Origin of the sequence: Burkholderia sp. Tr-20390 (genome assembly GCF_017104595.1) — a bacterium.
In the GTDB taxonomy this organism is placed as follows: Bacteria; Pseudomonadota; Gammaproteobacteria; order Burkholderiales; family Burkholderiaceae; genus Burkholderia.
The window spans coordinates 1-17768 of the sequence record NZ_JAAGPC010000178.1; the positions used below are offsets into that span (position 1 = coordinate 1).

The 17768-nt window shown below is 68.0% G+C and carries 15 protein-coding genes and 1 pseudogene; 5 read left to right on the plus strand and 11 right to left on the minus strand.

Going from position 1 to position 17768, the window contains the following annotated elements; translation table 11 throughout:
- From G3N98_RS32140 to G3N98_RS32150, 3 genes and pseudogenes are all read right to left on the minus strand, one after another.
- A pseudogene (locus G3N98_RS32140) lies at positions 1 to 230 on the minus strand (multidrug transporter); the annotation flags it as partial.
- Positions 230 to 3430: an efflux RND transporter permease BpeB gene (gene bpeB, locus G3N98_RS32145; RefSeq protein WP_039368427.1), complete on the minus strand. Its 3201-nt coding sequence runs from the start codon at positions 3428 to 3430 to the stop codon at positions 230 to 232. The pseudogene G3N98_RS32140 and the gene bpeB, both read right to left, overlap by 1 nt.
- 15 nt (positions 3431 to 3445) lie before the next feature.
- The gene (locus tag G3N98_RS32150) at positions 3446 to 4720 is read right to left on the minus strand and encodes an efflux RND transporter periplasmic adaptor subunit (RefSeq protein ID WP_089473475.1); all 1275 of its coding nucleotides are present in this window, start codon (positions 4718 to 4720) and stop codon (positions 3446 to 3448) included.
- Positions 4721 to 5121: 401 nt separating this feature from the next.
- On the opposite strand from G3N98_RS32150, the gene G3N98_RS32155 reads away from it, so the two are divergent.
- Positions 5122 to 5763 (plus strand): TetR family transcriptional regulator, encoded by a 642-nt coding sequence (locus G3N98_RS32155; protein ID WP_089426224.1) that lies wholly within the window; start codon positions 5122 to 5124, stop codon positions 5761 to 5763.
- A 101-nt stretch (positions 5764 to 5864) separates the two neighbouring features.
- Here G3N98_RS32155 and G3N98_RS32160 read toward each other — a convergent pair whose 3' ends face one another.
- The gene (locus G3N98_RS32160; RefSeq protein ID WP_206150451.1) at positions 5865 to 6542 is read right to left on the minus strand and encodes a cysteine hydrolase family protein; all 678 of its coding nucleotides are present in this window, start codon (positions 6540 to 6542) and stop codon (positions 5865 to 5867) included.
- A 152-nt stretch (positions 6543 to 6694) separates the two neighbouring features.
- On the opposite strand from G3N98_RS32160, the gene G3N98_RS32165 reads away from it, so the two are divergent.
- A complete protein-coding gene (locus G3N98_RS32165; RefSeq protein ID WP_206150452.1) occupies positions 6695 to 7708 on the plus strand; it encodes a helix-turn-helix domain-containing protein in 1014 nt (337 codons plus the stop codon).
- Positions 7709 to 7750: 42 nt separating this feature from the next.
- On the opposite strand, the gene G3N98_RS32170 is transcribed toward G3N98_RS32165, so the two are convergent.
- The 6 genes from G3N98_RS32170 to G3N98_RS32195 all read right to left on the minus strand — a co-directional run bounded on the left by G3N98_RS32170 (position 7751) and on the right by G3N98_RS32195 (position 13129).
- Positions 7751 to 8458: an SRPBCC domain-containing protein gene (locus tag G3N98_RS32170; RefSeq protein WP_206150453.1), complete on the minus strand. Its 708-nt coding sequence runs from the start codon at positions 8456 to 8458 to the stop codon at positions 7751 to 7753.
- Positions 8459 to 8486: 28 nt separating this feature from the next.
- Positions 8487 to 8846, minus strand: a complete 360-nt coding sequence (locus G3N98_RS32175) for a DUF427 domain-containing protein (protein WP_175237429.1) — start codon at positions 8844 to 8846, stop codon at positions 8487 to 8489.
- A 132-nt stretch (positions 8847 to 8978) separates the two neighbouring features.
- Positions 8979 to 9416, minus strand: coding sequence for a carboxypeptidase-like regulatory domain-containing protein (locus G3N98_RS32180; protein WP_089426228.1), 438 nt, complete (start codon positions 9414 to 9416; stop codon positions 8979 to 8981).
- A gap of 105 nt (positions 9417 to 9521) precedes the next feature.
- Positions 9522 to 11006 carry a DegQ family serine endoprotease gene (locus G3N98_RS32185; protein WP_089426229.1) on the minus strand — a complete coding sequence of 495 codons (1485 nt, stop codon included), beginning with the start codon at positions 11004 to 11006 and terminating at the stop codon, positions 9522 to 9524.
- Between the two features lie 110 nt (positions 11007 to 11116).
- Complete coding sequence (locus tag G3N98_RS32190; RefSeq protein ID WP_089431641.1) at positions 11117 to 12463, minus strand: ATP-binding protein; 1347 nt, start codon at positions 12461 to 12463, stop codon at positions 11117 to 11119.
- A 3-nt stretch (positions 12464 to 12466) separates the two neighbouring features.
- Positions 12467 to 13129, minus strand: coding sequence for a response regulator (locus G3N98_RS32195; protein ID WP_206150454.1), 663 nt, complete (start codon positions 13127 to 13129; stop codon positions 12467 to 12469).
- Positions 13130 to 13315: 186 nt separating this feature from the next.
- Between G3N98_RS32195 and dacB the strand changes: the two genes are divergently transcribed.
- From dacB to G3N98_RS32210, 3 genes are all read left to right on the plus strand, one after another.
- Positions 13316 to 14848, plus strand: a complete 1533-nt coding sequence (gene dacB, locus G3N98_RS32200; RefSeq protein WP_206150455.1) for a D-alanyl-D-alanine carboxypeptidase/D-alanyl-D-alanine-endopeptidase — start codon at positions 13316 to 13318, stop codon at positions 14846 to 14848.
- Positions 14849 to 15248: 400 nt separating this feature from the next.
- Complete coding sequence (locus G3N98_RS32205; RefSeq protein ID WP_206150456.1) at positions 15249 to 16163, plus strand: sterol desaturase family protein; 915 nt, start codon at positions 15249 to 15251, stop codon at positions 16161 to 16163.
- Between the two features lie 95 nt (positions 16164 to 16258).
- Positions 16259 to 17389 (plus strand): SGNH/GDSL hydrolase family protein, encoded by a 1131-nt coding sequence (locus tag G3N98_RS32210; protein ID WP_089473483.1) that lies wholly within the window; start codon positions 16259 to 16261, stop codon positions 17387 to 17389.
- Positions 17390 to 17471: 82 nt separating this feature from the next.
- Here the strand turns inward: G3N98_RS32210 and G3N98_RS32215 are convergent.
- On the minus strand, positions 17472 to 17768 hold a 297-nt coding region (locus G3N98_RS32215), incomplete at its 5' end, for a Sua5 family C-terminal domain-containing protein (protein WP_277396933.1).

The following is a 17768-nucleotide window of genomic DNA, read 5'->3' on the forward strand; positions in this document are numbered from 1 at the left end:
ATCAGCCGCTGCAGGCGCGGATCGACGAAGAACTCGCGCCAGCCGATGGCGGTCGCAGCTTGCCCGTTCGCGCTGCGCGCGCCGGCCGCACCCGGCTGCGTCGCGTAGACGCCGCCGGCCGGGTACGTCTGCGCGACGGGTGCATCGGGCCGCTTGTAATGCGGCGCCATCGTGCAGCCCGTGGCGAAGAGCGCGACCGCGATTGCAGTCAAAGCGTGTTTTTGCATCATCACTGTCCCTTGTTGCCTTCGTCGCCGTTGCCCGGCTTCTCTTCGTGGTGCGAGTGCTCCTGAGCCAGGCGCAGCGCCTCGTCGACGTCTTCCTTCTCGCCGCTGAAGATCGCGCGGATCTTCACGAAGAACATCGGGATCATGAAGATCGCGAGGAACGTCGCCGTGATCATCCCGCCGATCACGCCCGTACCGATTGCGTGCTGGCTCGCCGAACCCGCGCCGTTGCTGATCGCGAGCGGCATCACGCCGAGAATGAACGCGAGCGACGTCATCAGGATCGGACGCAGCCGCAGGCGCGCCGCTTCCAGCGCGGCCTCGATCGGCCCCATCTTCTCCGTCATCTGCAGTTCGCGCGCGAACTCCACGATCAGAATCGCGTTCTTCGCGGACAAGCCCACGGTCGTCAGCAGGCCGACCTGGAAGAACACGTCGTTCTCGAGGCCGCGCATCGTTGCCGCGAGCAGCGCACCGATCACGCCGAGCGGCACCACCATGATCACCGAGAACGGGATCGACCAGCTTTCATACAGCGCCGCGAGACACAGGAACACGACGAGAATCGAGATCGCATACAGGATCGGCGCCTGCGAACCGGACTGGATTTCCTGGAACGACAGGCCCGTCCACGAGTAGCCGATACCGACCGGCAGCTTCTTCGCGATCTGTTCCATCGCAGCCATCGCCTGACCGGTCGACTTGCCCGGTGCGGCCTGACCCTGGATTTCCATCGCCGACACACCGTTGTAGCGCTCGAGCTTCGGCGAACCGTACGTCCAGTGACCGGTCGCGAACGAACTGAACGGCACCATCCCGCCCGACCCGTTGCGCACGTACCAGATGTTCAGGTCTTCCGGCGTCATCCGGAACGGCGCGTCCGCCTGCACGTAGACCTTCTTGATCCGGCCGTCGGTATCGAGGAAGTTGTTCACGTACTTCGACGCCCAGGCGATCGAGAACGTCTGGTCGATCGCGTCCGCCGTCACGCCGAGCGCGTTCGCCTTCTCGCGATCGATGTCGACCTTGTACTGCGGCGTATCGTTCAGGCCGTTCGGACGCACCCCCTGCAGCGTCGGATCCTTCGAGGCCATCCCGAGCAGCTGGTTACGCGCGGCCATCAGCGCATCGTGGCCGAGACCCGCGTTGTCCGTCAGCTCGAAGTCGAAGCCGGCAGCCGTGCCGAGCTCGGGAATCGACGGCGGGTTGAACGGGATCACGATCGCGTCCTTGTAGCCCGCGTAGCGCCCGAACATGCGGCCGATCAGCGCCTGCACCTTCTGGTTCGCATGCTGACGCTGCGAGTAGTCCTTCAGGCGAACGAACACGAGACCGGAGTTCTGGCCGCGGCCGGCGAAGCTGAAGCCGTTGACCGTGAACGCCGATTCGACGATTTCCTTCTCGTCCTTCAGCAGGTAGTCGGAAATGTTCGCGAGCGTCTTCGCGGTCGTTTCCTGCGTCGAGCCCGACGGCGTCTGCACGATCACGAACATCAGGCCCTGGTCTTCATCCGGCAGGAACGACTTCGGCAGGCGCACGAACAGCAGGCCGACCGCGACGATCACGACCAGGTAGATGATGAGCCAGCGGCCCGAGCGCTTGATCACGTGGTGCACGCCGACGTGGTACTTGTCGCGGCTGTTGTTGAACGTGCGGTTGAACCAGCCGAAGAAGCCCTTCTTCTCTTCGTGATGCCCTTGCGGGATCGGCTTGAGGATCGTCGCGCACAGTGCCGGCGTCAGAATCAACGCGACGAGCACCGACAGCACCATCGCCGACACGATCGTCAGCGAGAACTGACGATAGATCGCGCCGACCGAGCCGCCCGAGAACGCCACCGGCACGAACACCGCCGACAGCACGAGCGCCACGCCAACGAGTGCGCCGGTGATCTGGCCCATCGCCTTGCGGGTCGCCTCCTTCGGTGACAGGCCCTCTTCCGCCATCACCCGCTCGACGTTCTCCACCACCACGATCGCATCGTCCACCAGCAGGCCGATCGCGAGCACGAGACCGAACATCGACAGCGTGTTGATCGAGAAGCCCACCATCGACATGATCGCGAACGTGCCGAGCAGCACGACCGGCACCGCGATCGTCGGGATGATCGTCGCCCGCAGGTTCTGCAGGAACAGATACATCACGAGGAACACCAGCACGATACCTTCGAGCAGCGTCTTGACCACTTCCTCGATCGACAGCTTCACGAACGGCGTCGTGTCGTACGGGTACTTCACGACGAGGCCGTGCGGGAAGAACGGTGCCAGTTCGTCGATCTTCGCGCGCACGGCCTTCGCGGTCGCCAGCGCGTTCGCGTTGGTCGCGAGCTGGATACCGAGTGCCGCGGTCGGCTGACCGTTGTACTTCGTGTCGAAGTTGTAGTTTTCACCGCCGAGTTCGAGCTTCGCGACATCCTTCAGGCGAACCTGCGAGCCGTCCTGGTTGACCTTCAGCAGGATGTTGCCGAACTGCTCGGGCGTCTGCAGCAACGTCGACTCGGTGATCGTAGCCTGCAGCATCGTGCCCGGCGTGGACGGCGTGCCGCCGATCTGGCCGCCTGCGATCTGCACGTTCTGTGCGGAGATCGCGGTCGACACGTCGACCGGCGTGAGGCCGTAGTTCGTCAGGCGCGTCGCATCGAGCCAGACCCGCATCGCGTACTGCGAGCCGAACAGCGTGACGGTACCGACGCCGTTCAACCGGCTGATCGGGTCCTTCACGTGCGACGCCACGAAGTTCGCGAGGTCGTACTTGTTCATGCTGCCGTCTTCGGAGTTGAAGGCGAGCACCAGCAGGAAGCTGCTGCTCGACTTCGTCACCGAGAGGCCGAGCTGCTGCACGACCTGCGGCAGAATCGGCGTCGCGAGCGACAGCTTGTTCTGCACCTGAACCTGTGCGATGTCGGCGTTGGTACCCGGCGCGAAGGTCAGCGTGATCGTCGCGTTGCCCGAGTCGTCACTGGTCGACGACATGTACAGGAAGTTGTCGAGACCGCTCATCTGCTGCTCGATCACCTGCGTCACCGTGTCTTCCACCGTCTTCGCGGAAGCGCCCGGGTAGTTCGCGGTGATCTGGATCGAGGGCGGCGCGATCGTCGGATACTGCGAGATCGGCAGCGTGAAGATCGCCGCAACCCCGGCCAGCATCAGGATGATGGCGATCACCCACGCGAAGATCGGGCGATCGATAAAAAACTTTGCCATGAAACAGGCTCCCTGTTATTGCGCGCTCGAAGCAGCGGCAGCACTCGCCGGCGCGGCGCCCGATGCGGCAGCACCGGAAGCGGCAGCGGCGCCGGAACCGGCGGCAGCCGGCGCGGCGGTGGCGGCGGCGCCCGATGCGGCTGCGGCCGCCGGTGCGAGCTGTGCCGGTACCGACTTCACGGTCGCACCCGGGCGCACCTTCTCGCCGCCCTGCACGATCACGTGGTCGCCCGCCTGCAGACCGCCTTCGACGATCCAGTTCGGGCCCTGCATGCCGGTGGTCTTCAGCGGACGCGGCTCGACCTTGTTGCTGGCGTTCACCACCATCGCGATCGCCTGGCCCTTCTGGTCATGCGTGACGCCGATCTGCGGCACCAGGAACGCGTTCTCGTTCACGCCTTCCTCGATCCGTGCACGCACGAACATGCCCGGCAGCAGCACGCGGCCCGGGTTCGGGAACACCGCGCGGATCGTCACCGAACCGGTGGCCTGGTCGACCGTCACGTCCGAGAACTGCAGCTTGCCGGCTTCCGAGTAGGTCTTGCCGTCTTCCAGGATCAGCGACACCTTCGCGGCGCCCGGGCCGCTCGTCTTCAGGCGGCCGCTCTGCACGTCCTGGCGCAGCTTCAGGCCTTCGAGGCTCGACTGCGTGAGGTCGACGTACACCGGATCGAGCTGCTGCACCGTCGACATCAGCGTCGCCTGGCTCGCCTGCACGTACGCGCCCGGCGTCACTTGCGAGATGCCGACGCGACCGGTGATCGGCGACACGACGTCGGTATAGCCGAGGTTGATCTGCGCGGTATCGACCGCCGCCTTGCCGGCCGCGACGTCCGCCGCGGCCTGGCCCTGCGTGGCCACCGCGTTGTCGTAGTCCTGCTTGCTGACCGCGTTCGCGGCCACCAGCACCTTGTAGCGCGCGACCAGTGCGTTCTGCGTGACGAGGTTCGCCTGCGCCTTCGCGAGCGTTGCCTTCGCGCTGTTCAGTGCGGCGACGTACGGCGCCGGGTCGATCTTGTACAGACGCTGGCCGGCCTTGACGTCGGTGCCTTCGGTGAATTCACGACGCAGCACGATGCCGTCGACCCGCGCGCGGACCTGCGCGACGAGGAATGCGCTGGTGCGGCCCGGCAGTTCGCTGAAGACCGGTACGGCTTGCGGTTGGACGGTGACGACGCCGACTTCCGGCGTTTGCGGCGGCGGTGCCGATTCTTTTTTCCCGCACGCGGCCAGGAAAACGGCGGCCGTCGCGACAGTGATTAAGCGGTATGGAACCCGTTCGACGCGCATGGAGCGACCTCTGTGTATAACCAATGGAATAAGTGCCGCACCCGACCGGAGGGAGCGCGACACGGATGCGCCTCACGGCGCAGATCGAACACCTGAAATACTGGACTGCCAGATACAGCAAGCGGCACGAAACCTCCGTGCCGACAGGTTGCCCCGCACTGCGGACTGGAACTTTGGCGGGAATCAGCAGAGTGGGATATTAACTGATTGCCACTTGGGTCATTCGATCGTAGGGTGGTATTGTATATACATTCATGAATGTATGTAAAAAGCCCGTTTATGCCCCGCCTGCCGTCCAGTCTTACGGATTGTTACCAATCGCAAGCATAGCCAGTCTATATGACTGCGCCGAGGGTTGCAGACCCTAAATTCACCTACGATCATTCCAATCAGGCCTGCACATGGTCAGACGTACCAAGGAGGAGGCGCTCGAGACGCGTAACCGTATTCTCGACGCCGCCGAACACGTGTTCTTCGAGAAGGGCGTGTCGCACACGTCGCTCGCGGACATCGCCCAGCATGCCGGCGTGACGCGCGGCGCGATCTACTGGCATTTCGCGAACAAGAGCGAACTGTTCGACGCGATGTTCGACCGCGTGTTTCTGCCGATCGACGAGCTGAAGCGGATGCCGCTCGACGCGCCGGGCGGCAATCCGCTCGAGAAGATCCGGCAGATCCTGATCTGGTGCCTGCTCGGCGTGCAGCGCGACGCGCAGTTGCGCCGCGTGTTCAGCATCCTGTTCATGAAGTGCGAGTACGTTGCGGATCTGGAGCCGCTGCTCCAGCGCAACCGTGCGGGCATGAGCGAGGCGCTGCACGCGATCGATGCCGATCTCGCGGGGGCCGTGCGGCTCAAGCTGCTGCCCGAGCGGCTCGATACGTGGCGCGCGACGCTGATGCTGCACACGCTCGTCAGCGGTTTCGTGCGCGACATGCTGATGCTGCCCGACGAGATCGACGCCGAGCAGCATGCGGAAAAGCTCGTCGACGGCTGTTTCGACATGCTGCGCTTCAGCCCGGCGATGCTGAAGGACGGCGACTGACCGCGCGACGAGCGATCGCTTGCGGTGTTGTCTGTTTCATCGGGCGGCGCGCCGGGCCGCGCCAACGCGCGGCCCGCGCCCTCCCCCCTGTCCCTGCTGTTTCAGGCCGCCTTCGCGCGCTGCGCGCGGGCCCGCCGGTTCGACGCGGCGACCGAATCGCGCGTCGGCATCGGCGCACCGGCCAGTCCCGCGATCCACGCGTCGGTCGACATCACGGCCGCGAAATTCGACTGGAACACCACCGTGTACGCGCGGTGAATCTCCTCGGCGCTCGCCGCCCCCGCTTCGTTCTCGTAAGGCAGTGCACCCGTCGCGTCATTGAGGTACTCGACATTCAGCCCCGCGTGCGCCGCGTGATAGACCGTCGACGCATTGCAGTTGTGCGTCATGTAGCCGGCCACCGTGAGCGTGTCGATCCCGTGCGCGTCGAGCCACGCGGCGACGTCGGTCCCGGCGAACGAGCTTGCCTGCTTCTTCTCGATCAGGTGCGCGTATGGCCGGCCGGCAACGACCGCGTGCAGCGCGACGCCGTCGGAGCCGGGCGCGAAGATCGGCGCGCCGGCCGGTGCGACGTGCTGGACGACGATCACCGGCACGCCGGCCGCATGCGCGGTGTCGATCGCGCGGCCGATGTTCGTGAGCGACACGTCGAGCGGCGGATATTCGATCGGCAGGTTGCCCGTCACGTACTCGTTCTGGACATCGATCACGATCAGTGCGCGACGGTTAGCCGGACGGGAAACGGCTTGGGAAGCGGAATGCGGGACGGCGTTCGACATAGCGGGCTCCTGGTCCGGGGGCGCAACCCCGCCCCGGAACGGGACGGCCAGCGGCGCGATGCGATGCATTGTCGGCGCGCATCGCTCACGGGGACAGTGGCCCGATAGCCATTCTTCGATAGAATCGGGCCATCGCCATTCCGGAGCCCGCCATGACCGCCGCCTCGTCCACCCGGACCGCCCAGCCTGCTCCGACCGTCGTTGCCGTGATCGCGTATGACGGCATCAGCCCGTTCCATCTGTCGGTGCCCTCGGTCGTGTTCGGCAAGGAACGCGACGCGGCCGCCTCGCCCGCGTTCGAGTTCCGCGTCTGCTCGGCCGAACGTGGCCCGCTGTCGACGACAGGCGGCTTCACGATCACCGCGCCGTACGGGCTCGACGGGCTCGACGATGCGGACATCGTCATCGTGCCGGCATGGCGCGACCCGGACGAAGCGCCGCCCGACGTGCTGCTCGACGCCGTCCGCGCGGCCGCCGCGCGTGGCGCGCAGCTCGTCGGGCTGTGCCTCGGCGCCTACGTGCTCGCCGCGGCCGGCCTGCTCGACGGCCGCCCGGCCACCACGCACTGGGCGTGGGCCGACGACTTCGCACGACGCTTTCCGCGCGTGAAGCTCGATCCGGACGTGCTGTACGTGGAAGACGGCAACCTGATGACGTCGGCCGGCACGGCCGCCGGGCTCGACTGCTGCCTGCACGTCGTCCGGCTGCGCTTCGGCTCGGACGCCGCGAACCAGATCGCGCGCCGCCTCGTGATCCCGCCGCACCGGCAGGGCGGGCAGGCGCAGTACGTGCCGCAGCCGGTGGCCGCGCACCCGCGCGATGCGCGGCTCGCGGGCCTGCTCGACTGGGTGCGCGCCCACCTCGACGCCGCACACAGCGTCGATTCGCTCGCCGAACGCGTGCTGATGAGCCGGCGCACGTTCACGCGCCACTTCCGCCAGGCGACCGGCACGACCGTCACCGCGTGGCTGCAGGCCGAGCGGCTCGCGCGCGCGCAGCATCTGCTGGAAACCACCGGGCAATCGATCGATGCGATCGCGCAGGCGGCCGGCTACGGGTCGAGCGTGTCGCTGCGCCAGCATTTCGCGGGCGCGCTCGGCACGTCGCCGTCGGCATATCGAAGGGAATTTCGCGGCGCCGGAGCCGGCGCCGATGTCGTGCGGTGACACGCGCGGCGAGCAGGCCTCGCAGCGGAACCGGCCGGCCGCTCAGCCGCCGTTGATCCAGCGCGCCGCGTAAAGCAGCAGCGCGACGAAGACGATCATCGCGGCCCACGCCCACACGGGCACCGTGCCGGCGCCGCGATGCGGGAGCGCGCTGGCGGCACGCCCGCTCAGCGCACCGCCAAGGTGCGGCGGCAACGCACGCTTCGTCGCGGCCACCAGCGACGCCGGCCGCAGGAACACGTGCTGGCGCCGTGGCGCGGCCGAGCGCGCGCGATTCGGTGCAAGACCGTGCTTCGCCTGCACGACCGTGCAGAATTCACGGAAGAAATCGTCGGTCCATTCGCGCAGCGTATTTTCGATCTGCCGCCCCGGCAGCTCGGTGAGCGGGCCGCTCGCCGTCGCCCAGACGACGTACTCGATGCGCGTGGCGTTCGCGTCGTCATCCGGCATCAGCACGAGTTCGACCTGGCCGCGCAGCGCGCCGAGCCCGTCGGCCCGCGCCTTGAAGTTGAGCACGCGGCGCGGCTGCCCTTCTGCGTCGCCCTGCTCCGCGGCCGCATGCGCACGCACGTCGTAGCGGGCGCGCAGCGGGCCGAGCGGCACCGTGATCGTCAGCGCAAACTCGCCGTGCGCAAGCTTCACGAAGGATTCGCAATGGTCGAAGCTCGCGCGCAGCAATGCGAGATCCTCGAATGCCTCCCGCACGACGGGCGGGGCGAGCGGTATGCGTAACGTGTCGTTCAGTTCCATGACGCCTCCCCGATGAACACGCGCCGCATCAGGACGTCTCGACGAGACTGTCGATCCGTGCAGCGTCGAAGGCAACGTAGAGCGCGAGCGCCAACGCAGCTTCCTTCGGTTCCTCGTAACTCCATGCGGCGTTCTCGATCACGCCGTCTTCGGTCTGCAAGTCGAAGTGCACGGCCTCGCCCCTGAACGGGCAGGCCGACGTGACACCCGACTTCACGAGCCGGCGCATGTTGACGTCGCTGCGCGGCAGGTAGTGGGTGTCCGGCAGGCCCGTTTCGCGCACGGTCAACGCACCGTGCGAATCGGCGTACGTGATGCCGCGATGGATCACGCGCACGCGATGGCGGTTCGGCACGATTTCGAGACGAGGGTCGGCTGCGTCGGACATCGTTTCTCCTTGGGGCGGCCCGGCCAGGCCGGACTCAGGAAACGAAAAAGCCACGGCACGGGTGCCGTGGCTTTCATTATGGGCGAAACCGCAGCCGAATGCGCAACCCCGGCCGGGGCCGCGCGCGGCGGCCTACTGCGCGCTCCACTGGAAGGCGGCTTTCGCGCCGCCCTTCGCGCCGACCGTGACGGCGCGGGATTCCTCGTTGCCCTGATACGACGCCTGCACCGTATAGCGGCCCGGCGGCACCTTCACGAGCATGTACGGCCCGCGCGCGTCGGTCTTCAGCACTTCGGTACCCTTGCCGTCGACGATCCGCACATGGACGTCGGCCAGGAACTCACCGCCCTTGCCGGTGAACCGCAGCGCCAGCGGCCAACTCGGCTCGCTGCGCTGGAACGCCGTCGATTCGTCCAGCCCGACGCCGCCGGACACGAAGGTGACGTCGCCCTGCTGGCGCGCGGCGGGCAAGCCGTCCGACTGCGCGTACGCGCCGGTCGCTCCGGCTGCGAGGCCGGCGGCCAGCGCCGCGGCGACGGCAAATCGGGACACGTTGCGTAGATATTGCATGGCTCTCTCCTTGGGGTCGGAACACATACAGGGCGCCGCGTCACACCTTCAGAACGGCGGCGGCGCCCGCCGCGGCCGGCCTGGCCGGCCATCGGCCGTGGCCGGTCAGCTCAGGTCGACCGGCACGAAGATCTGTGCATTATCGCGCTGGATCAGCAGAGCAAGACTGTTGCCCGCTCCCTTGACCGCGTCGCGCAACTGCTCGGGGCTCGTGACCGGGCGGCCATTGACCGCGAGGATCACGTCGCCGGGCTGGATGCCCGCGTTGGCGGCCGGCCCGCCGGCCTGCTGCACGATCAGGCCATGCGACAGGTTGGCGGCACTGCGCTCCTGCGGCGACAGCGGACGCACCGCAACGCCCAGGCGCCCCTGCTCGACCGGCCCGCCGTCGTTCGACGCGAGCTTCGCGTCGGCCATCGCGCCGAGCGTCACGCTGATCGACTTCTTCGACTTGTCGCGCCAGATCTGCAGGTCGGCCTTCGAACCCGGCTTCAGGTTCGCGATCTGCGCGGGCAGCGATGTCGAATCGGCGACCGGCGAGCCGTTGACCGCCAGGATCACGTCACCCGGCTGCAGGCCGGCCTTCGCGGCCGGGCCGTTGGCATCGACCGAGCTGACGAGCGCGCCGTCCGGCTTCTGCAGTCCGAACGAGCTCGCGAGCGTCTGGTTCAGCCCCTGCACGGCGACGCCGAGGCGGCCGCGGCTCACGTGGCCCGTCTTCACGAGCTCGTCCTTCACCTTGATCGCCTCGTTGATCGGGATCGCGAACGACAGGCCCTGGAAGCCGCCCGTCTGCGAGTAGATCATCGAGTTGATGCCGATCACCTCGCCCTGCAGGTTGAACAGCGGGCCGCCCGAGTTGCCGGGGTTCACCGGCACGTCGGTCTGGATGAACGGCGTGTAGTTCTCGTCCGGCAGCGCGCGCGACTTCGCGCTGATGATGCCCGACGTGACCGTGTTGTCGAAGCCGTACGGCGAACCGATCGCGACGACCCACTGGCCGACCTTGCTCTGCGCCGGATCGCCGATCTTCACGGTCGGCAGGCCGCTCGCGTCGATCTTCAGCACCGCGACGTCGGACTGCTTGTCGGAGCCGACGACCTTCGCCTTGTATTCGCGCTTGTCGGTCAGCTTGACCGTGACGACGTTCGCGCCGTCGATCACGTGCGCATTGGTGAGGATGTACCCGTCGGAGCTGATGACAAACCCGGAACCGAGGCTCGCGCTCGGCTGGTCGTCCGGCTGCGCGTCGCCGCCCATGCCCGGCACCTGGCCGTAGAAGTGCTTGAAGAACTGGTAGAACGGATCGCTCGGATCGATCGGCAGCTGCGGCTGCGGCACGCGCCGCGACACCTGCTTCACGACGTGCTTCGCGCTGATGTTCACGACCGCCGGGCCGTAGGTCTCGACGAGCCCGGAGAAATCGGGGATGCCGGTCTTCGCGGCCGCTTCGGCCGGCATCAATGCGGCGGCCTGCGCGGGCGTGATGATCTGCGGATCGGCGCGGCGGGTGCCGGCGACATAACCGGCGGACAGGGCGGCCGCCACGGCGACCGCGACGGCGCCGCGCGCAAGGAATCGGGTGTTCATCGTAGGACCTCCTCTTTGTTAGGACGCAGCGTAACGACCCTGACTTAAAGGAGGCTTAATCAGCCTTAAGCGGGGCTTAAGCGGCCGCCGGCGCCCGCGCGGGGCGTGCTTCACACGGATTCGGACGGCTGCGGCGCCTCGGCCGGCATCTCGGCATCGCGGAACACGACGCTGACGAGCAGGCCGCCCGCGGCCGCGTCGCCGAGCGACACCGTCGCGCCCTGCTGCGCGGCCACGCGCTTGACGATCGCGAGCCCGAGCCCGCTGCCCGACACGTCGGTGCGCGCCCGCGCGGAGCTGTCGCGGTAGAAGCGGTCGAACACGCGTTCGCGCTCGTCGGCCGGAATGCCGGGCCCGCTGTCGCCGATCTGCACGCACGCGCGGCCGGCCGCGTCGCGGGTCAGCGACACGTCGATGCGGCCGCCGTCCGGCGTGTACTTCACCGCGTTGTCGAGCAGGTTGCCGAACATCACGCGCAGCGCGCCGACGTCCGCGACCACGCTCGCCGCGCGCGTCTCCTCGAAGCCGAGATCGATGTCGTGCCGTTGCGCGAGCGGCGCAAGCGCGGCCACGCATTCCGCGAGCAGCGCCTGCAGGTCGACCGGCTCGCGCATCGTCGCGCCATCCGGTTCGGCGCGGGCGAGCGCGAGCAGTTGCTCGGTGAGGCGCGTCGCACGCGACACGCCATCCTGGAGATCGGCGATCGCCTCACGGCGCGACGCGTCGTCCTTCGCACGGGCGACGAGCTGCGCCTGGATCTGCACGGCCGCGAGCGGTGTACGCAGTTCGTGCGCGGCATCGGCCACGAAGGCCTTCTGCGTGTCGAGGGCGGCCGCCAGCCGCGCGAGCAGGCCGTTCAGCGCGCGGACGAGCGGCTGCACCTCGAGCGGCAGGCGCGCATCGGGCAGCGCGTCGAGCGCTTCCGGCCGGCGCGCCTCGACCGCGCGCGTCACGCGGCCGAGCGGCGCGAGCCCGCGTCCGACGATCACCCACACGGCCGCGCCGAGGAACGGCAACAGCACGATCAGCGGCCACAGCGTGCGCAGCGCGACGTTCGCCGCGAGCCGGTTGCGCACCGACAGCGGCTGCGCGAGCTGCACGACGTTGTCGCCGACGATCGCGCCGTACACGCGCCATTCGCCGCGATCGGTGCGTTCGGTCGAGAAGCCGAGCTCCGCGCGCGGCGCGATCGGCGCACGCGGATGCGAGAAGTACATCAGCACGCCGTTGCGGTTCCAGATCTGGATCACGATGCCTTCGTCGCCGTTGGTGCGCGAACCGAACACCTGCGAGAACGGCTCGGACGGCAAGGCCGCGGCGATTTCCTGCAACTGGTAGTCGAACAGTTCGTTCGCTTCGGCGAGCGCCTGCCGGTAGATGAGCCAGCCCGCGAGGCCCACGCCCGCGACGACGATCGCGAGCAGCCAGATCAGCAATTGATGACGAATCGACCTCACGCGTCAGCTTTCCTTGACGACCATGTAGCCGAGCCCGCGCACGTTGCGGATCAGGTCCGAGCCGAGCTTCTTGCGAAGCGCGTGGATGTAGACCTCGACCGTGTTGCTGCCGATCTCCTCGCCCCAGCCGTACATCTTCTCCTCGAGCTGGCTCTTCGACAGCACCGCGCCCGGCCGCGCGAGCAGCGCCTCGAGCAGCGCGAACTCGCGCGCGGACAGCGCGACGGGCGCGCCGTCGAGCGTCACCTGGTGCGAAGCGGGATCGAGCGTCAGCGCGCCGTGGCGCATCAGCGATTCGCTGCGCCCGGCCTGGCGGCGGATCAGCGCGCGCATCCGCGCGCCCAGCTCATCGAGGTCGAACGGCTTGACGAGGTAATCGTCGGCGCCCGCGTCGAGCCCCTTCACGCGATCGGCCACCGCGTCGCGCGCGGTGACGATCAGCACCGGCAGCGCCAGCCCGCGTGCGCGCAGCGTGCGCAGCACGTCGATGCCGTCGCGCTTCGGCAGGCCGAGATCAAGCAGCAGCAGGTCGTACGTCTCGCCGCCGAGCGCCGTCAGCGCGGCGTCGCCGTCCTGCACCCAGTCGACCGCGAAGCCGTCCGAGCGCAGCGCCTTGCGCACGCCTTCGGCAATCATTCGATCATCTTCGACAAGCAGAATCCGCATCGGGACAGGCATCCATGGGGCGAGTCAAACACGCCGACCATTGTAGCGCCGCGAACCGGGCGCGCGGCACCGTGCAATGCAACAGAAAGGCGGATTGCAAGGGGGCTGTCCGGACTTGTCTCTACAATGTGCGCTTTGGCGCCGCGCGCGCCCTGCCCGAACGTCGTGCTTCCCCCGTATTCGCTCATGCCGATTTCCGATCTTTCCACCCGGTTCGCCCCCCGCGCCCGCGTCTGCCTGAAGGCGGCCGCCATCGTCGCCACCTGCACGGCCCTCGCCTTCGCACCGCCTGCGCAGGCCCGCAAGAAATCCCACAAGGAAGCACGCAAGACGACCGTCGTGTCGCCTGCCGCGCGCGCGGCCGGCCTGCCGGCGTCCGTGCTCGTCGCGCTGCAGCGCGCGAAGGTGCCGGCGTCGGCGATGAGCGTCGTCGTCGAGCGGGTCGGCGATCCGGAGCCGCTGATCGCGTGGAATGCGAGCCGGCCGATGATGCCGGCCTCGACGATGAAGCTCGTGACGACCTTCTCGGGCCTGTCGATCCTCGGCCCCGACTACCGCTGGCGCACGACTGCCTACACGGACGGCACGATCGACCCGGACGGCACGCTGCAGGGCAACCTGTACATCAAGGGCACCGGCGATCCGAAGCTCGTGCCCGAAGAGCTGATCGATCTCGTCGACAAGCTCCGCAAGGCCGGCGTCAAGCGCGTGGCCGGCGGCCTCGTGCTCGACAAGAGCTACTTCGCGACCTCGACGCGCGATCTCCCTTCGTTCGACGACGATGCGAGCGCGCCGTACAACGTCGGCCCCGATCCGCTGCTGTACGCATTCAAGGCCGTGTCGTTCACCGTCACGCCGGGCGACGACGGCAAGGTGGCCGTCGACGTGCTGCCGCCGCTCGCGGACCTGTCGATCGACAACCAGCTGGTCGAAGGCACGGGCTCGTGCAGCGCGGCCGCCGCGGCCGCGCGCCCGACGCTGACGGCCGGCGGCGGGATCATGACCGCCTCGTTCGCGGGCGACTACCCGCTGCGCTGCGGTGCGCACACGACCAACCTCGCGATCCTCGATCACACGACGTTCTTCGCGCGCGGCTTCCTCGCGCTGTGGCAGCAGGACGGCGGCACGATCGCCGGGCCCGTGAGCGAGGGCAAGGTGCCGACCGCCGCGCGGCCCCTCGCCGTGCATCACAGCCCGGTGCTCGGCAGCATCGTCTACGACATCAACAAGTTCAGCAACAACGTGATGGCGCGCAACCTGTTCCTGACGATCGGCGCGGTCAGCGGCAAGCCGCCCGCGACGCCGGAGCAGTCGAGCCGCGTGATCCAGGCGTTCCTGCAGAAGAACGGCATCGCGATGCCCGACCTCGTGCTCGAGAACGGCTCGGGCCTGTCGCGCGAAGAACATGTGAGCGCGCTGTCGCTCGCCGCGCTGCTGCAGGCCGCGAACGCGAGCCCGGTCGCGCAGGCGTTCGTCGATTCGCTGCCGATCGCCGGCATCGACGGCACGATGAAGAACCGCCTCACCAACGCCGGCGTGCTCGGCAACGCGCACATCAAGACCGGCACGCTGCGCGACGTGCGCGCGATCGCCGGCTACGTCGCCGGTGCGGACGGCCAGAGCTACATCGTCGTGAGCTTCATCAACAACGATCACGCGGAAGCCGCGCGCGCCGCGCACGACTCGCTGCTCGAGTGGATCTACGCCGGCGCGCACTGACGGTGCCGCGCGCCGCGACACACGGCGCGCCCATGGCCTGATGCCGGCGCGCGTCGACCCGCCTCGGCATCGGGTCGGCACCGCGCAGCGGGTCGCCCTGACGCGCCGCCGGAGCCGCCTGCCAGCGCCTGCGCACACCCAATCCCGCCCTCTCCGGTTTGAAACGCCGGCCGCCACCCGCGCACGACATACCGCGCGCCACCCACGCCCGCAAAACAGGGCCACACCGCCCGCCCCCGTGCCGCGCGGCTTCCGTAAAACCCCTGTCCTCAGAGGGAACCCTCTACGCTGCCCCCTCGCCTAGCGCCTGGCGATTGCGTAGGCTGTTGGCCTGACCGATATCTACAACGGGCCACACGCCCGGCCTCAAGGCTTGCAGGGGAAAGAAGGAGACACGCCCATGCGATTCGACGTCGAATTGCTTCTGCTCGCGCTGGCGCCCGTCTTCCTGCTGTGCATCGCGTGGGAGGCCTGGCACCTCGCCCGCACCCGTGCGCACGACGCTGTCTATGCGTGGCGCGACACGCTGTGCAACGCGGCGCTCGCGCTGATGCACCAGGGCGCCGACAAGATCGCATGGCTGTTCGTGATCCCCGTCTATGCGTACTGCTACCAGCACTATCGCCTGTTCACGTGGCATGACGGCTGGCTGTCGTTCGCGGTGCTGTTCGTCGCGCAGGATTTCCTCTACTACGTCTTTCATCGCGCGAGCCATCGCGTGCGCTGGCTGTGGGCCGCGCACGTCGTGCACCACTCGTCCGAGCGGATGAATTTCTCGACCGCGTTCCGCCAGAGCCTGATGTACCCGGTCGCGGGGATGTGGGTGTTCTGGCTGCCGCTCGCGTTCGCCGGTTTTCCGCCGCAACAGGTCGTCGGCATCGTGCTGATCAACCTCGCGTTCCAGTTCTTCGTGCATACGCAGGCGATCGGCAAGCTCGGCTGGCTCGAATACGTGCTGAACACGCCGTCGATCCACCGCGCGCACCATGCGCGCAACCCGCGCTACATCGACCGCAATTACGCAGGCGTCCTGGTGATCTGGGATCGCCTGTTCGGCAGCTATGTCGAGGAAACGCCCGACGATCCGCCGCAGTACGGGATCGTCGAGCGGCTCGGCTCGAACAACCCGCTCGTCGCGACGTTCCACGAGTGGGTGTCGATGGCCGGCGACGCGTTGCGCGTCGCCGGCTGGCGCAACAAGCTGCGCGCGATTTTCGGCCCGCCCGAATGGGCGAGCGCTTATCATGCGCAGATTGCCGAGGCCGCGAACCCCGATCCGCGCACCATGCCGCTTGCGGCCGCGCGAGACCAATAAACCGTTTCAGCCAACGGCCGCCGCGCAGCCCGGAACCGAGCAGGCACGCGGCAGATGAGAAACACATCAGGCCATATCTACGAGGAGATCGAACGATGCAGACACAACAACACGCACCCGCCCGCACCCGTCAGCGCATGCTGCGCACCGCGCAACTCGCGATCGCCGGCGCCGCGCTCGCGCTGCTCGCCGCGTGCGGCGGCGGTGGTGACGACAACAACAACAGCGCATCGAACACGCCGCCGTCGGGCGTGAAAATGCAGGTCGTGTCGTTCGGCGACAGCCTGTCCGACGCGGGCACCTACTCGCAGATCAAGCTCGGCTTCGGCGGCGGCCGCTTCACGACCAACCCGGGCCAGGTGTGGACGCAGAACGTCGCGCAGTACTACGGCGACACGCTGCAGCCCGCGAACCAGGGCGGTTTCGGCATTCCGCTGCAGGCCACCGGCGGTCTCGGCTACGCACAGGGCGGCTCGCGCGTGACGCAGCAGCCGGGCATCGGCCACGCGGACGCCAGCGTGCCGAACCCCGATTACGCACAAGCAACCACGACGCCGATTGCCGACCAGGTCAAGCAATACGTGTCGCAGCACGGCAGCTTCAACGCCGGCCAGATCGTGCTGCTGAACGGCGGCGCGAACGACATCTTCTACCAGGTCGCGGCGCTGCAGGCCGGCGCGATCACGCCGACGCAGCTGCAACAGAACATCGGTGCCGCCGCGCAACAGCTCGCGGGCATCGTGCAACAGATCGTCGCCGCCGGCGCGACGCACGTGTTCGTGTCGAACGTGCCGGATATCGGCGGCACGCCGCTCGCGCTCCAGAGCGGCTCGCAGACGACCCTCACGCAACTGTCGATGCTGTTCAACGGCACGCTCGCCGCGACGCTGCAGGCACTCAAGGTCGACACGACCAAGTACGTGCTGCTCGACACGTTCACGTGGCAGGACGGCATCCTCGCGAACTACAAGGCGAACGGCTTCGCCGTGTCGAACACCGACACCGCCTGTAACCTGAAGGCGATGGTCCAGGCCGCCACGCAGTATGGCGTCGCGAACGCAACCGCATTCGGCTCGTCGCTGTTCTGCTCGCCGCAGACCTACACGGTCGCGAACGCGGATCAAACCTACATGTTCGCCGACACGGTCCACCCGACGACGCGCCTGCATGCGCTGTTCGCGCAGTTCGCGCAGTCGAAGATCGCGGCCTCGGGCGTCGGCAAGTAAGCCGCCGGCCACGCGCCCAAACGAAAACGCCCGACCGGTTCGCACCGGTCGGGCGTTTTTCATTCGTGAACCGCGACGGGTATCAGTCGCGCGCTTCGAACGCGGCGGCCGCGCGGCCGAGGCGATCGTTGACCGCGATCCATTCGACGGTCTCGGGCAGCTTCTCGACGAGAATCCGCGCCACCTGCGCGCGGTCGAGCGCACGCAGCATCCCGTACAGGTCGCGCGCATACGCCTGCGGATCTTCCGGCGCCGCGACGAAATGCACGCCGTCGGCCTGCGCCCAGCGTCCCGCGCGCGATGCGCGTGCGACGAGCGCGACACGCTCGCCGTCGGTCTGCGCGGCCGCGAGCAGCGGCTCGAGCGCGTCGAACGGCAG